Origin of the sequence: Streptomyces sp. SCPE 10 (assembly GCF_051980735.1) — a bacterium.
Classification (GTDB): Bacteria; Actinomycetota; Actinomycetes; order Streptomycetales; family Streptomycetaceae; genus Streptomyces; species Streptomyces misionensis.
Genome location: NZ_CP197069.1, coordinates 6746135 through 6762060 on the forward strand (window position 1 = coordinate 6746135; position 15926 = coordinate 6762060).

Sequence of the window (15926 nt, forward strand, 5' to 3'; positions counted from 1 at the left end):
GGCCGTGTCGTCCCCCGCGCCGGTGCGGCTCGTGGCGGCCGGGTGTACGGCGGCCGCGAGCCCGGTGGCCGGGTGTACGGCGGCCTCGGTGATCTCGGCGCCCGGGTGGCCGGTCGGCTCCGTGGGCCCCCCGCCCGGCCGGCCGGCCACCTCCATGAGCCCGGCGTCGGTGCGGCCGGTGGCTGTCTCGCTCCCCGCGCCGGTGCGACCTGTGGGCGCCTCGGGCCCGGCGCCGGAGTGGCCGGTTGCCTCGCCGGCCCCGGAGCGTGCTGTACCGGCGGCTGTCGTGGGCCCGTCGTGGCCGCCCTCGCGCGCGTACAGGAACTGGAGCATCCGGTGGTGGGCCTCGCGGTTGTACGGGTCGCGCGCGGCGGCCTCCGCCAGCAGCTCCCAGGGGCCCGGCGGCAGCGGCGGCGCGGGCGGGTCGGCGCGGTGTTCCGCCCACCGCTGCCCGGGGTCCAGCTGGGCCAGGGCCAGCAGACAGATCCGGGGCACGGGGTCGCGCGGCGCGAGCCCGGTCGCGGTCTGGGCGGCGTCCCAGGCCTCGATCCACAACTCGTGGGCTCGCAGGTGCCGTTCGCGGCGCGCCCGCAGCGCCCGCTCCACGCCCACCCGGGCCCGCATCACCGCCGCGTGGGCGCAGTCCGGCTCCTCGGCCAGCCAGGCGCGCACCACATCGCTGCCCGCGGCCGCCGCCGCGAGGATCTGGGTGCGCTGGGTCCACCGCCACGCCTCGGTGGTCTCCGCCAGCAGGGTGCGCATGGCCATCCAGCGGCCGGTGCGCAGATCCTGGAGCACGGCGCGCAGGGCGTGGTCGGGTCCGGCGGGGTCGTAGCAGGGCCTCGATCCTTCTCGCGCCATCAGCCGAGGCCCCGGGGCCGGACGGGCACGGGCGAGGCGGCGGAGTGCGGTGGCAACAGCCCTCCCCTGGGCGGTGATCGGTCGCTCGCGAAGCGTTGTGGTCGTTGGTCAGACGTCCTGGGCTGCGCTCGAACGACGTGGTCGGCGGTCACTGTAGAGGCGGCCATTACCGCTCACCATTGTTGCCAACTCAATGAGCCGGACACGGGAGTTGGCTGATTATCGGCGTGGGTTGACGCGGACTGCGGGCGGCGGCAGGCTGACGCGGTGATCTTTGCTGCGGGGTGCGGGAGGGTACGGATGACGGGACCGGCGCGATGACCGGACCGGTGCTCGCCGTCGACCAGGGCACCTCCGGCACCAAGGCCCTGGTGGTCTGCCCGGAGCGCGGTGTCCTCGGCACCGGATACGCCGAGGTCCGCCCCCGTCACCGCCCCGGCGGGCTGGTCGAGGCGGACCCGGAGGAGCTGTACGGCTCGGTGCTCGCCGCCGGGCGGCGCGCGCTCGCCGAGGCGGGAACGGACGTCGTCGCCCTGGGGCTGGCCAACCAGGGCGAGACCGTCCTCGCCTGGGACCCGGACACCGGCCGCCCGCTCACCGACGCCCTGGTCTGGCAGGACCGCCGCGCCGAGACCGTCTGCGCCGAACTGAGCGGTCACGCCGAGGAGTTGCGGCAGCTGACCGGACTGCCCCTGGACCCGTACTTCGCCGCGCCCAAGATGGCCTGGATCCGCCGTCACCTCACCCGCGAGGGCGTCGTCACCACCTCGGACGCCTGGCTGGTGCACCGCCTCACCGGCGCCTTCGTCACCGACGCCGCCACCGCCGGCCGCACCCAGCTCCTCGACCTCGACCGCGTCCGCTGGTCCTCCCGCGCCCTCGACCTGTACGGCCTGGCCGGCGAACGCCTCCCGGAGATCACCGACGTCGCCCAACCCGTGGGCACCACCAGGGCGTTCGGCCCGAAGATCCCCCTCACCGGACTGATCGTGGACCAGCAGGCCGCCCTGCTCGCCCAGCGCCTCACCGCCCCCGGCGCCGCCAAGTGCACCTACGGCACCGGCGCGTTCCTGCTCGCCCACACGGGCGAACGCCCCCGGCGCGGCGGCTCCGGCCTGGTCAGCTGCGTGGCCTGGCGGCTCGCCGGCACCACCAGCTACTGCCTGGACGGCCAGGTGTACACCGCCGCCTCCGCCGTCCACTGGCTCGCCGGTCTCGGCGTCATCGGCTCCGCCGCCGACCTGGACCCGGTCGGCGGCACCGTCCCCGACAGCGGCGGCGTCACCTTCGTGCCCGCCCTCGCCGGACTCGCCGCCCCCTGGTGGCGCGGCGAGCTGCGCGGCTCGCTGACCGGGCTCGGCCTCGACACCACCGCGGGCCATCTGGTGCGCGCCCTGTGCGAGGGCATCGCCGCCCAGGTCGCCGAGCTCGCCGACGCGGCCGCCGCCGACCTCGGCACCCCGCTGACCGCCCTGCGTGTCGACGGCGGCCTCACCCGCTCCGCGCTGCTCATGCAGACCCAGGCCGACCTGCTGCAACGCCCCGTCGAGGTGTCCGCGCTGCCCGACGCCACCGCGCTCGGCGCCGCCGCCCTCGCCCGCCTCGGCACCGACCCCGCGCTCGGCGCCGACCAGGCCCTGCCGGAGTGGAGACCCGCCGCGGTGTACGAGCCCCGCATCCCGGCCGACCGGGCGGCCGAACACCGCGCCCGTTTCCGCGCCGCCGTCGCCGCCCTGCCCGGCTCATGACGGGCACCGGGAACGGACCGCGGCCCGCGCGACCGGTGCGCGGGGACCGGGAACCGCTGCCGGGGGCCGCCGCCGAGGGCCCGCCGCCGACGGTCACCGCCGAGGGCCCGCTGCCCGGGCGGTCGTACGACGTCGTGATCGTCGGCGCCGGAGTCGTCGGCTGCGCCATCGCCCGCGAACTCGCCCGCCACCCACGTCTGCGCGTCGCCCTGGTCGAGGCGCAGGACGACGTGGGCCAGGGCACCTCCAAGGCCAACACCGCGATCCTGCACACCGGTTTCGACGCCGTCCCCGGCACCCTGGAGGCCCGGCTCGTCCGCGAGGGCCGGGCGCGGCTGGCCGCCTACGCCACCGAGTCCGGCATCCCCGTCGAACACGTCGGCGCGCTGCTCGTCGCCTGGGACGAGGAACAACTGGCGGCCCTGCCCCGGCTGGCCGAGAAGGCCGCGCTCAACTCCTGCACGGACGCCCGCCGACTGGACCGGGACGAGCTGTACGCCCGCGAGCCGCGCCTCGGCCCCGGCGCCCTGGGCGCCCTGCACATTCCCGGCGAGAGCGTCATCTGCCCCTGGACCACCACCCTGGCCTACGCCACCCAGGCCGTCCGCGCCGGTGTCGAACTCCACCTGAACACCGCCGTCGGGCAGGTCGGCCGGGACGAGGAAGGCCACCTCCTGCACACCTCCCGCGGCACCCTGCGCGCCCGTCATCTCGTCAACGCGGCCGGGCTGGACGCCGACACCCTCGACCGGCGGCTCGGCCGCGACGACTTCACCGTCACCCCGCGCCGCGGCCAGCTCCTCGTGTTCGACAAGTTCGCCCGCCCGCTGGTCCGGCACATCCTGCTGCCGGTTCCCACCGCACTCGGCAAGGGGGTGCTGGTCGCGCCCACCGTCCACGGCAACGTGCTGCTCGGCCCCACCGCCGAGGACCTGGACGACAAGCGGGACACCGGCTCCACCGCCGAGGGCATCGCCCTGCTCCGGGAGAAGGGCCGCCGCATCCTGCCCGACCTCCTCGACGAGGAGGTCACCGCCGTGTACGCCGGGCTGCGCGCGGCCACCGGACAGGAGGATTACCGGATCGCCGCCCACCCCGAGCGGTCGTACGTCACCGTCGGCGGCATCCGCTCCACCGGGCTGACCGCCTCCCTCGCGATCGCCGCCCATGTCACCGGTCTGCTCGCCGCGTCCGGGCTCGACCTCGGACCCGAGCGGGACCTCGACCCGGTGCGCATGCCCCACCTCGGCGAGGCCTTCCCGCGCCCCCACCAGCGCGCCGACCTCGTCGCCGCCGACCCCGCGTACGGCACCCTCGTCTGCCACTGCGAGCGGGTCTCCCTCGGCGAGATCCGCGACGCCCTCGCCGGCCCCCTGCCGCCCCGCACCCGGGACGCCCTGCGCCGCCGCACCCGGGCCGGGGCGGGCCGCTGCCAGGGCTTCTCCTGCGGAGCGGCCGTCCGGGAGCTGCTGGAGCGGCGCTGGAAAGGGGAACGGGCATGACGGACGCCCGACGCGTCGACGTCCTCGTGGTCGGCGCCGGACCCGCCGGTCTCACCGCGGCCGCCCGGCTCGCCGCCGCCGGGGCCGGCCGGGTCGAGGTGCTGGAGCGGGAGGCGATGCCCGGGGGAGTGCCCCGGCACTGCGCCCACGGCGGCTTCGGCACCTGGACCCGCCCGCTGACCGGCCCCGCGTACGCCCGCCTGCTCAGCGAGGCGGCCCGGCGGTCGGGCGCCGTGCTCCGCACCCGGGTGAGCGTGCTCGACTGGGCGGCCGGCGACAACGTCCTGCTGACCGTGGGGCCCGGGGGACCGGAGGCCGTCGCGGCCCACGCCGTCGTCCTGGCCACCGGGGCCCGCGAACGCCCCCGCGCGGCCCGCCTGGTGCCCGGCACCCGGCCCGCCGGCGTCTACACCACCGGCGAACTCCAGCAGGCCGTCCACCTGTTCGGGCAGCACATCGGGACCCGCGCGGTGGTGGTCGGCGCCCAGGACGTCTCCTACGCGGCGGCCCGCACCGTCCGCGCGGCCGGTGCCGAGGTCGTCGCCCTGGTCACCGAGGACCCCCGCGCCGGCACCGGGCGCGCCCGCGCGCAGACGGCCCGGCTGGCCCACCGCATCCCCCTGCTCACCGGCACCACCGTCACCGAACTCCTCGGCCACGGGCGGCTCTCGGGGGTCCGCGTCCGCCACCGGGACGGCCGGACCGCCGTACTGCCCTGCGACACCGTGGTGTTCACCGGCGACTTCGTCCCGGACCACGAACTCGCCCGGCGCGGCGCCCTCGACCTCGATCCCGGCACCCGCGGCCCCGCCGTCGGCACCGCACTGCACACCTCGCGCCCCGGCGTCTTCGCCGCCGGGGACCTCCTGCACGCCGTCGAGCCCGCCGCGACCGCCGCCCGCGAGGGGGCCAGGGCGGCCGATGCCGTCCTCGGCTTCCTCGCGGGCGCCCCCTGGCCGGGGTCCGGAATCCCGGTCACCGTCGAGGCGCCGCTGCGCTGGATCGCCCCCAACCGCGTCACCGCCGGCGCCCGGTCCGCGCCCCATGTGCTGCGCACCGACGCCCCGCTGCCCCGCCCCGTCCTCCACGTCCACCAGGACGGCCGCCTGCTGCACCGGGCCCGCCTCGCCCCCGGCACCGCCCGGCCCCACCGCACCCTGACGCTCGGCACCCGCTGGCACGAGCGCGTCGACCCCGGCGGAGGTCCGGTACGGGTGAGCGCCGGCTGAGCCGGACCCGTTGTCGGTGCCGTGTGCGACAGTGCCGACGTGACCGAGATCAACACCGCGCCGTCCGGCCTCGACGCCGTCGACTGGTCCGCGCTGACGCACGCCTACGGCCCCGCCGACGACCTGCCCGCACTGCTGCGCGACCTGTGCTCCCCGGACGCGCCGCAGCGCCACAAGGCCCTGCACGAGCTGTACGGCAACATCTTCCACCAGGGCAGCCGGTACCCGGCGACGGCCGCCGCGGTGCCGTTCCTGGCCCGCATGGCGGCGGACCCCGCGCTGCCCGACCGGTCCGCGCTCCTGGAACTGCTGGCCGCCCTCGCCATCGGCTACGACGAGGCGCACCTGCCCGACGGCGTCGCCGTGGCCGACTGGCGGGCCGACGTCGAGGAGGCCCGCGCACAGGACCCGGCGGCGGTCCGCGCCGAGTACGACGCCTGGGTCGAGGCGGCGGCCGACGACAAGGACCGGCGGATGCGCGCGTTCCGCCGCGACATGTACGACCACGACCGGCACCTGGCGGCCGTGACGGCGGAACTGGGCGCCTACGACGCGGTGCGCGGCGAGATACCGGCGCTGCTCCCCCTGCTGGGCGACGCGGACGCGGCCGTGCGGGCGGCCACGGCGCATCTGTCGGCCTGGTTCCCGGAGGCGGCCCGGGAGAGCCTGCCGCGGCTGCTGGCGCTGCTGGACGAGGAAGACGAGCCCGCGGTCCTCGCCACCGCCCTGGTCGCCGTCGGACTGCTCGGCGACGGCGACCACGCCGCCGACCGTGACCGCGAGCGCGGTGGCGGCCCGGAGGCGGTGGCCCGGCTGCGGCCGTTCCTCACCGCCGGCGAACCGGTGGTGCGCTGGGCCGCGGCCACGGCGCTGGCCCGCCTCGGCGCCACGGGCGCCGAGGGAGCGGTGGGCCCACGGGTGCTGGCCGAACTCGTGGCCGTCGCCGAGGAGTCGGAGACCGGCCTGCCGCACGTGCCCTTCCACGACGGCGACCTGCGCGGCTACTCCGCCGCCTCCCTCACCCTGCTCGCCGACCGCTTCCCGGCCGAGGCCCTGGACGCGGTGACCGACGCCCTCGCCGCCACCACCGGCCCGGCGAGCTTCGCCGTCGCCTCGGCCGCGCTGCGACTGGCCTTCGGCGAACCCGGCCCGGACGGCCCCGGCGCCTTCACCGCGCTGACCGAGCCCCAGCGCCGCCTGGTCCGGGCCCTCGCCGGGCTCGACAAGGACACCTGGCAGTGGGCGAACCTCTGGGGCATCGTCCGCTCCTGGGGACTGCCCGTCCCGCGCGACGCGCTGCGTGCCTACGCCGGACTCCCCGGGGAGTGACCCGCAGGGGGAGCGGGCGGTGTGCTCAGTCGAACGAACCGTGCCGCCCCGCCCCCGCCGCGAACCGGGCGGCGCCGTCCACGCCCTCGGCCAGCACCCCCGCCCCGTACCGCAGTTCGGCGCGCAGCGCCGCCTCCTCGGGCAGGCCCTCCTGGTCGAGGACCGAGGCGCGGTCGCCGCGCAGACACGACTGCGGGAAGCGGGCGATTTCAGCGGCCAGCGCCTCCGCCTCGGCACGGGCGGTGCCGACCGGCACCACACGGTTGGCGAGCCCCATCGCGTACGCCTCGCGGGCCGGCACCGCGCGGCCGGTCAGGATCATGTCCATGGCCCGGCTCGTGCCGATCAGCCGGGGCAGCCGCACGGTGCCGCCGTCGATCAGCGGCACACCCCAGCGGCGGCAGAACACACCGAACACCGCGTCCTCCTCGGCCACCCGCAGATCGCACCACAGGGCCAGCTCCAGACCGCCCGCCACCGCGTACCCGGCGACGGCCGCGATCACCGGCTTGGACAGCCGCAGCCGGGTCGGCCCCATCGGCCCGTCGCCGTCCTCGGCCACCCGGTTGCCCCGCTCGGTGCCGATCGCCTTCAGGTCGGCACCCGCGCAGAACGTGCCGCCCTCACCCCACAGCACCGCCACCCGCGCGTCCTCGTCCGCCTCGAACTCCCGGAAGGCGTCCGCGAGTTCGAGGGCCGTGGGGCCGTCCACCGCGTTGCGGGCCCCGGGCCGGGACAGGACGACGGTGGTGACGTACTCCTTGCGCTCCACGCGGACCGGCACGACGGGCACTCCCTCTACAGGCGGCTGGGAGGGTCACTCTGCCTCAGACGACCTTCAGCCGCACCAGCGCCCCCAGCGTGGGCGCCCCCGGCAGCAGCGGCAGGCCACACGGTGATGATCCGGTAGGCCGGAACCACCGCCGTGGCCGGGGCCGCCGGACCGCCGACCGCGACCAGGGCGACGATCAGCGCCGTGGTCGTCGAGGTCGTTCGGGGCCGTCGCGGCGACCTGTGCGGGTGAAAAGCCGCGGACCTTGACCTCAATGAAGCTTGAGGTTCTAGGTTTTCCTCATGAGCATGGAGACCACCGCATGGACCCAGCTGCATAGCGTGATGTACGCGCAGGCGGACCGCCGTCCCCTCGCCCGCGCCACACTGCGCCGCATCGCCGCCTTCGCCCGGCCGCACCGCTCCGGCATCGTCCGGTTCGTGCTGCTCGGGGTGGTGACCGCGCTGCTCGCGGTGGCCACCCCCGTGCTCGCCGGCCGCGTCGTGGACGCGATCGTGTCCGGGCACGACTCGGGCACCGTCGTCCGCCTCTCCCTGCTGATCGCGCTGGTCGCCCTCGCCGAAGCCGGGCTCGGCATCCTCGGCCGGCGGCTGTCGGCGACGCTCGGCGAGGGCCTCATCCTCGATCTCAGGACGGCCGTCTTCGACCATGTGCAGCGCATGCCCGTCGCCTTCTTCACCCGGACCCGCACCGGAGCGCTCGTCAGCCGCCTCAACAACGATGTGATCGGCGCCCAGCGGGCCTTCGCCAACACCCTCTCCGGCGTGGTCACCAACCTGGTCACCCTGCTGCTCACGCTCGCCGTGATGCTCACCCTGTCCTGGCAGATCACCCTGCTCGCGCTGGTGCTGCTGCCCGTCTTCGTGCTGCCCGCCCGCCGGATGGGCAGCCGGATGGCCCGGATGCAGCGCGAGGCGGCGGAGCTGAACGCGGCCATGGGCACCCGGATGACCGAACGGTTCTCCGCGCCCGGCGCCACCCTGGTCAAGCTGTTCGGCCGCCCGCAGGAGGAGTCGGCCGAGTTCGCCGCCCGCGCCGCCCGGGTCCGCGACATCGGGGTGCGCACCGCCACCGCCCAGTCGGTCTTCATCACCTCCCTCACCCTCGTCTCCGCGCTCGCCCTGGCCCTGGTCTACGGGCTCGGCGGCTGGTTCGCGCTGCACGGCACCCTGGAGCCCGGCGCGATCGTCTCGCTGGCCCTGCTGCTGACCCGGCTCTACGCCCCGCTCACCGCGCTCGCCGGGGCCCGGGTGGAGGTGATGAGCGCGCTCGTCAGCTTCGAGCGGGTCTTCGAGGTGCTCGACCTCAAGCCGCTGATCGAGGAGCGCCCGGACGCGGTCGAGGTCCCCGAGGGCCCGGTCGCCGTCGAGTTCGACGCGGTCCGCTTCGCCTACCCGGCCGCCGACCAGGTCTCCCTCGCCTCCCTGGAGGAGGTCGCCGCCCTCGACACCCGCGGCGGCACCGAGGTCCTGCACGGCATCTCCTTCCGCGCCGAACCCGGCCAGACCGTCGCCCTGGTCGGCTCCTCCGGCGCCGGGAAGTCCACCATCGCCCAGCTGCTGCCGCGCCTGTACGACGTCGACGCGGGCGCGGTCCGGGTGGGCGGGGTGGACGTGCGCGACCTGACGGCGGCCTCGCTGCGGGCCACCCTCGGCATGGTCACCCAGGACGGCCACCTCTTCCACGACACGGTCCGCGCCAACCTGCTGCTGGCCCGGCCGGACGCCGGGGACGACGAGCTGTGGGACGCCCTCGGCCGCGCCCGTCTCGCCGACGTCGTACGGTCCCTGCCGGACGGCCTGGACACGGTGGTCGGCGAACGCGGCTACCGGCTCTCCGGGGGCGAGCGCCAGCGGATGACCATCGCCCGGCTGCTGCTGGCCCGCCAGCGCGTCGTCATCCTCGACGAGGCCACCGCCCACCTGGACAACACCTCCGAGGCGGCCGTCCAGGAGGCGCTGACCGAGGCCCTGGAAGGCCGTACCGCCGTGGTCATCGCCCACCGGCTGTCCACGGTCCGCGCCGCCGACCAGATCCTGGTGATCGAGTCCGGCACCGTCGTCGAACGCGGCACCCACGACCAGCTCCTCGCCGCGGACGGCCGGTACGCCGAGCTGTACCGCACCCAGTTCGCCCAGCGCGACGACGAGGGGACCCCGGTGGGCGCCGCCTGACCGCGCGACCGCCCTCGGCGGCGGCCGGCCGGACAACCGCCGGGTTCGTACGTGTGAGGCCCGCGAACCTGGATACGCGGACCCCACGGCATCACCCGGCAGCACGGCCCGTCCGGAAGGCCCACGTCATGACCAGCGAAAACGCAACGGCTCCGGGATCGGAGATCACCCTTCGGGTGAACGGCAAGCCCCACACCCTGTACGTCGACCACCGCCGCGTCCTGCTGGACCTGCTCCGCGAGGACCTGGATCTCACCGGCGCCAAGAAAGGCTGCGACCACGGGCAGTGCGGGGCCTGCACCGTGCTGGTCGACGGACGCCGCCTCAACAGCTGTCTGCTGCTCGCGGTCAGCCTCGACGGCGGCGAGGTCACCACCGTGGAGGGGCTGGGCGGCGACGGCGAGGAACCCCACCCGCTGCAACGGGCCTTCCTCGACCGCGACGCCTTCCAGTGCGGCTACTGCACCCCCGGCCAGCTCTGCTCCGCCGTCGGCATGCTCGCCGAGGCCGCGGCCGGCCACCCCTCCCACGTCACCGACCCCGCGGCCCCCTCCGGCCGCCCGGTGCCGCTGGACCGGCCCGAGATCCGCGAGCGCATGAGCGGCAACCTGTGCCGCTGCGGCGCCTACCCGGGCATCGTCGAGGCAGTGGAGGACGTGATCCGGTGAACGGCTTCGCCTACCTCAGGCCGGACAGCCTCCAGGAGGCCGTGGAGGCGTACGCCGCCCACCCCGGCGCCCGCTACCTGGCCGGCGGCACCAACCTGGTCGACCTGATGAAACTCGGCGTGGAACGGCCCGCCGTCCTCATCGACGTGGGCCGGCTGCCGCTGGACGCCGTCGAGGAACTGCCCGACGGCGCCCTGCGGGCCGGCGCCACCGTCCGCAACAGCGACCTCGCCGCCGACCCGCGCGTCCGCGACCGCTACCCGGCGCTGTCCCAGGCCCTCCTCGCCGGCGCCTCCGGCCAGCTCCGCAACGCCGCCACCACCGGCGGCAACCTCCTCCAGCGCACCCGCTGCCCCTACTTCCAGGACCTGTCCAAGCCCTGCAACAAACGCGAGCCCGGCACCGGCTGCGGCGCCCTCGAAGGCGTCCACCGCGACCACGCGGTCCTCGGCCGGTCCGACCACTGCATCGCCACCCACCCCTCCGACATGGCCGTCGCCCTCGCCGCCCTCGACGCCGAAGTCGAGCTGTACGGCCTCGACGGCGCCCGCCGCCTGCCCGTGGCCGACTTCCACCGGCTGCCCGGCGAACACCCCGAACGGGACACCGAGATCCGCCCCGGCGAGATCATCACCGGTGTGCTGCTGCCCGCCGCCACCGCCGGGCTGCCCTCCGCCTACCGCAAGGCCAGGGACCGGGCGTCGTACGCCTTCGCCCTCGCCTCCGTGGCCGTCGTCCTGCGCCTCGCGGACGGCGTGATCCAGCAGGTCGGCCTCGCCTTCGGCGGGCTCGCGCACAAGCCCTGGCGGGCCCGGCGCGCCGAGGAGGCGCTGCGTGGCGCGGCCCCCACCCCGGCCGCCCTGGAACGGGCCGTCGACCTCGAACTGGCCGAGGCGCGCCCGCTGCGCGACAACGCCTTCAAGGTGCCGCTCGCCCGCAACCTCGCCCTCGACGTCCTCGACCGCCTCACCCCGGCCCACGCCGTGGCCTGACCCGCCCGCCACCGGCTATCAGGAGGAGACCCCATGCCCCGCACCGGCACCGTCCTCGGCGCTCCCGCCGAGCGCCTGGAGGGTCGGCAGAAGGTCACCGGCGCCGCCCGCTACGCCGCCGAGCACCCGTTGTCCGGCCGCGCCCACGCCTGGCCCGTGCCCGCCGCCGTGGCCCGCGGCCGGGTCACCGCCGTGGACACCTCCGCCGCCCGCGCCGAGCCGGGCGTCCTCGCCGTCCTCACCCCCGGCGACGCGCCCCGGCTCGCCCAGCCCGAGGACGGCATCCTGGCCGTGCTCCAGGACCCGAACGTGCCGCACCGCGGCTGGTGCGTCGCCCTCGTCGTCGCCGACACCCTGGAGACCGCCCGGGCCGCCGCCCGGCTGGTGCGCGTCGAGTACGACGCCGAGCCCGCCGACCTCACCCTCACCATGGACCACCCGGACCGCTACGAGCCGGAGGAGGCCAACGCGGGCCAGCCCGGCCGGGTCGAGCACGGCGACCCGGAGGGCGCCTTCGCTGCCGCCGGCACCGGCGTCGACGTCGTCTACCGGGTGCCGCCGCTGCACAACCACCCCATGGAGCCGCACGCCACCACCGCCCGGTGGGACGACGACCGGCTCACCGTGTACACCTCCACCCAGGGCGGCACGACGGCCCGCTCGGTCCTCGCCCAGCTCTTCGAGCTGCCCGAGGACCGGGTCACGGTGGTCAGCGAGCACGTCGGCGGCGGCTTCGGCTCCAAGGGCACCCCGCGCCCCGACCTCGTGCTCGCCGCGATGGCCGCGCTGCGCGCCGGCCGCCCGGTCACCCTCGCCTACCCCCGCCGGTACCTGCCCACCGTCGTCGGCCACCGCGCCCCCACCCTGCACCGGCTGCGCCTGGCCGCCGACCCCGACGGCCGGCTGACCGCGCTGCTGCACGAGGTGACCACCCACACCTCGCGGGTGAAGGAGTTCGTGGAGCAGGCCGCGGTGCCCTCCCGCGTCATGTACGCCACCCCGAACCTGCTCACCGTGCACCGCGCGGTGGCGCTCGACGTGCCCAGCCCGTCCTGGATGCGGGCCCCCGGCGAGGCGCCCGGCATGTACGCCCTGGAGTCCGCCATGGACGAACTCGCCGGGGCGCTCGGCATGGACCCGGTCCAGCTGCGCCTGCGCAACGAACCCGAGCACGAGCCGGGCACCGGCAGGCCGTTCAGCAGCCGGCACCTGGTGCAGTGCCTGCGCGAGGGCGCCCGCCGGTTCGGCTGGGAGGAGCGCGACCCGCGCCCGCGCGCCCGCCGCGAGGGGCCCTGGCTGCTCGGCACCGGAGTCGCCGCCGCCACCTACCCCGCCTCCGCCGGCCCGGCCACCGCCGCCGCCCGCGCCCTGCCCGACGGCACCTTCGTCGTGCGGATCAACGCCACCGACATCGGAACCGGGGCCCGTACCGTCCTCGCCCAGGTGGCGGCCGACGCCCTCGGCACCGCGCTGGAGCGGGTGCGCATCGAGATCGGGCACAGCGACCTGCCCGCGGCCCCGCTGGCGGGCGGCTCCATGGGCACCGCCTCCTGGGGCTGGGCCGTGCACGACGCGTGCGCCGACCTCGCGGCCCGACTCGCCGCGCACACCGGCCCGTTGCCCGCCGAAGGCATCGAGGCCCGCGCCGACACCGCGGGCCGGGCCGACGCCGAGGTCCCCTACGCCCGGCACGCGTTCGGCGCCCACTTCGCCGAGGTCGCCGTCGACACCGTCACCGGCGAGGTCCGGGTGCGCCGGCTGCTCGGCGTCTTCGCCGCCGGCCACATCCTCAACGCCCGCACCGCGCGCTCCCAGTTCACCGGCGCCATGATCATGGGCCTGGGCATGGCCCTCACCGAACACAGCACCCTGGACCCCGCGTTCGGCGACTTCACCGAGTCCGACCTCGCCTCCTACCACGTGCCCGCGAACGCCGACGTACCCGCCGTCGAGGCCCACTGGATCGACGAGGACGACACCCACCTCAACCCGATGGGCAGCAAGGGCATCGGCGAGATCGGCATCGTCGGCACCGCCGCCGCCATCGGCAACGCCGTCCACCACGCCACCGGCGTCCGCTGCCGCGAACTGCCCCTCACCCCCGACCGGATCCTCCCCGGCCTGCTGTCCTCGGGGTGACGGTGGCCGGGGCGACCTGGGAGTACGACGGCTACCAGGGCGCGCAGGAACGCCTGCGGGAGTCCCTGTGCGCCCTGGGCAACGGCTACTTCGCCACCCGGGGAGCACTGCCCGAGTGCACCGCCGACGACGTCCACTACCCCGGCACCTACGCGGCCGGCTGCTACAACCGGCTCACCTCCGAGGTCGCGGGCCGCCGCGTCGAGAACGAGGACATGGTCAACCTGCCCAACTGGCTGCCGCTGCGCTTCCGTCCGTGCACCCGGCCGGCGGACGGCGCGCAGGGCTGGTTCACCCCGGACACCACCGAGGTCGCCGGACACCACCTGACCCTGCACCTCGGCCCCGGCCTGCTGGAGCGCCGCACCCGCTACCCGCTGGATGCGAACGGCTCCCTCGTCGTACGCCAGCTGCGGCTGGTCCACCTGGTCGACCCCCATCTCGCCGCGCTGCGCACGGAGTTCACCGTCGACGGCGACACGGGCGCGGAACTGGAGGTCGAGGCCGCGCTCGACGGGGACGTCACCAACCGCGGCGTCGCCCGCTACCGCGACCTCGACGGCCGCCACCTCACCGAGGTGCGCACGGGAGCCGCCACCGCAGACACCGTGTGGCTGGACTGCCGCACCCGCACCTCGGACATCCGGATCGCCCTCGCCGGGCGGCTCACCGCGAACACCCCGGCGAGCGCCGCCGCCGAACCCCGCCGCGCGGTACAGACGGTGCGGCTCGCCTGCCCGCCCGGCCGCACCCGCACCGTCGACAAGACCGTCGCCCTGCACACCTCCCACGACCCGGCCATCGGCGACCCGCTGCGCGCGGCCCTCGACCGGCTGGCCACCGCCCCCGCCTTCGACACCCTGCTCGGCTCCCACCGGGCCGCCTGGGGCCGGCTGTGGCGGCGCACCCTGCTCGACGTGCCCGGCGAGGCCGGGACCGTCCTGCGCCTGCACCTCTTCCACGTGCTCCAGACGCTCTCCCCGCACACCGCGGACCTGGATGTCGGGGTCCCCGCGCGCGGACTGCACGGCGAGGCCTACCGCGGCCATGTCTTCTGGGACGAACTCTTCGTCCTGCCCTACCTCAACCTCCACCTGCCCGAGGTCTCCCGGGGCCTGCTGCGCTACCGGCACCGCCGGCTGGACGCGGCCCGGCGCGCGGCGGCCCGCCTCGGCCGGCGCGGCGCCTGCTACCCCTGGCAGAGCGGCAGCGACGGGCGCGAGGAGACCCAGCGGCTCCACCTCAACCCCCGCTCGGGCCGCTGGCTGCCCGACAACTCCCGGCTGCAGCACCACGTCGGCTCCGCGGTGGCGTACAACGTGTGGCAGTACTGCGAGGCCACCGGCGACACCGCCTTCCGCGACGGCGAGGGCGCCGAGATGCTGCTCCAGATCGCCCGTTTCTGGGCCGACTCGGCGCAGTACGACGAGCACCTCGGCCGGCACCGCATCCGGGGCGTGGTCGGCCCCGACGAGTACCACGACGCCTACCCCGGCGCCGACCGGCCCGGCCTGGACGACAACACGTACACCAACGTCACCGCGGCCTGGGTGCTCGCCCGCGCCCTGGAACTGCTGCACGTGCTGCCCGAGCCGCGGCGCCGCGAACTCGCCGAGCGGCTGGCCCTCGACGCCGACGAGACGGCGCGCTGGGACGAGGTCTCGCGCACCCTCCACGTGCCCCACCACGACGGGGTGATCAGCCAGTTCGAGGGCTACGGCGACCTCGCCGAACTCGACTGGGGCGCCTACCGCGAGCGATACGGCGACATCCGGCGCCTGGACCGGATCCTGGAGGCCGAGGGCGACACCCCCAACCGGTACCGGGCCTCCAAACAGGCCGACGTCCTGATGCTCGGCTACCTCTTCGCACCCCGCGAACTCGCCGCCCTGTTCGCCCGGTTGGGGCAACACGTCGACGAGACCACCTGGTCCGCGACCGTCGACCACTACCTGAGCCGCACCAGTCACGGCTCCACCCTCAGCGGCCTCGTCCACGGCTGGATCCTGGCCCGCGCCCGCCGCGCCGACGCGTGGCGGTTCGTCCAGGAGACGCTGCGCGGCGACATCGCCGACGTCCAGGGCGGCACCACCGGGGAGGGCATCCACCTCGGCGCGATGGCCGGCACCCTCGACCTCGTGCAGCGCGGACTGACCGGCCTGGAGACCCGGCACGGCGCCCTCTGGCTGGACCCCGTGCCGCTGCCGCCGGTCTCCTCCTACGGCTTCTCGATCCGCTACCTCGGCCACTGGGGGATCGGCGTCCGGCTCACCCGCCGCCGGCTGGAGGTCGCCGTGCCCGACTCCGGCGCGGAGCCCGTCGACGTGCGGCTGCCGGACCGGGTGGTGACCGTGCGGCCGGGGCGGACGGCGCGGCTGGTGCTGCCGGAGTGAGGGGTGGGCGCAGCGCGGTCCGCGGGGTCGTATCCGTGCCCGAAGCTGTGTAAGTTCGCCTCCGTTACCGTTGGGTTGGTGCTGGAGGTGTGTGGGCC

The 15926-nt window shown here is 76.0% G+C and carries 10 protein-coding genes and 1 pseudogene; 9 read left to right on the top strand and 2 right to left on the bottom strand.

Annotated elements, in window-relative coordinates:
* Positions 1-300 precede the first annotated feature (300 nt).
* A pseudogene (locus tag ACSP97_RS30955) lies at positions 301-861 on the bottom strand (hypothetical protein); the annotation flags it as partial.
* A gap of 317 nt (positions 862-1178) precedes the next feature.
* On the opposite strand from ACSP97_RS30955, the gene ACSP97_RS30960 reads away from it, so the two are divergent.
* Genes ACSP97_RS30960 through ACSP97_RS30975 form a run of 4 tightly spaced genes read left to right on the top strand, consistent with a single transcriptional unit; the run spans position 1179 to position 6669 of the window.
* Positions 1179-2609: an FGGY family carbohydrate kinase gene (locus ACSP97_RS30960; RefSeq protein WP_358303795.1), complete on the top strand. Its 1431-nt coding sequence runs from the start codon at positions 1179-1181 to the stop codon at positions 2607-2609.
* A complete protein-coding gene (locus ACSP97_RS30965) occupies positions 2606-4111 on the top strand; it encodes an FAD-dependent oxidoreductase (protein ID WP_355323051.1) in 1506 nt (501 codons plus the stop codon). The genes ACSP97_RS30960 and ACSP97_RS30965 overlap by 4 nt, the downstream gene beginning before the upstream one ends.
* Positions 4108-5340 (top strand): NAD(P)/FAD-dependent oxidoreductase, encoded by a 1233-nt coding sequence (locus ACSP97_RS30970; protein ID WP_440555309.1) that lies wholly within the window; start codon positions 4108-4110, stop codon positions 5338-5340. Before ACSP97_RS30965 ends, ACSP97_RS30970 begins: the two co-directional genes overlap by 4 nt.
* A 39-nt stretch (positions 5341-5379) precedes the next feature.
* A complete protein-coding gene (locus ACSP97_RS30975; RefSeq protein WP_440555311.1) occupies positions 5380-6669 on the top strand; it encodes a hypothetical protein in 1290 nt (429 codons plus the stop codon).
* Between the two features lie 25 nt (positions 6670-6694).
* Here ACSP97_RS30975 and ACSP97_RS30980 read toward each other — a convergent pair whose 3' ends face one another.
* Positions 6695-7453 (bottom strand): crotonase/enoyl-CoA hydratase family protein, encoded by a 759-nt coding sequence (locus tag ACSP97_RS30980; protein ID WP_355154656.1) that lies wholly within the window; start codon positions 7451-7453, stop codon positions 6695-6697.
* 296 nt (positions 7454-7749) lie between these two features.
* Here ACSP97_RS30980 and ACSP97_RS30985 point away from each other — a divergent pair, with 296 nt between their 5' ends.
* From ACSP97_RS30985 to ACSP97_RS31005, 5 genes are all read left to right on the top strand, one after another.
* Complete coding sequence (locus ACSP97_RS30985) at positions 7750-9636, top strand: ABC transporter ATP-binding protein (RefSeq protein ID WP_355323130.1); 1887 nt, start codon at positions 7750-7752, stop codon at positions 9634-9636.
* 128 nt (positions 9637-9764) lie between these two features.
* Positions 9765-10304, top strand: coding sequence for a 2Fe-2S iron-sulfur cluster-binding protein (locus ACSP97_RS30990; RefSeq protein WP_074994722.1), 540 nt, complete (start codon positions 9765-9767; stop codon positions 10302-10304).
* Positions 10301-11296, top strand: coding sequence for an FAD binding domain-containing protein (locus ACSP97_RS30995; protein ID WP_355323059.1), 996 nt, complete (start codon positions 10301-10303; stop codon positions 11294-11296). Before ACSP97_RS30990 ends, ACSP97_RS30995 begins: the two co-directional genes overlap by 4 nt.
* Before the next feature lie 33 nt (positions 11297-11329).
* Positions 11330-13435, top strand: coding sequence for a xanthine dehydrogenase family protein molybdopterin-binding subunit (locus tag ACSP97_RS31000; RefSeq protein WP_355154649.1), 2106 nt, complete (start codon positions 11330-11332; stop codon positions 13433-13435).
* Positions 13436-13437: 2 nt separating this feature from the next.
* Positions 13438-15828, top strand: coding sequence for a glycoside hydrolase family 65 protein (locus tag ACSP97_RS31005; RefSeq protein ID WP_440558498.1), 2391 nt, complete (start codon positions 13438-13440; stop codon positions 15826-15828).
* Positions 15829-15926 lie beyond the last annotated feature (98 nt).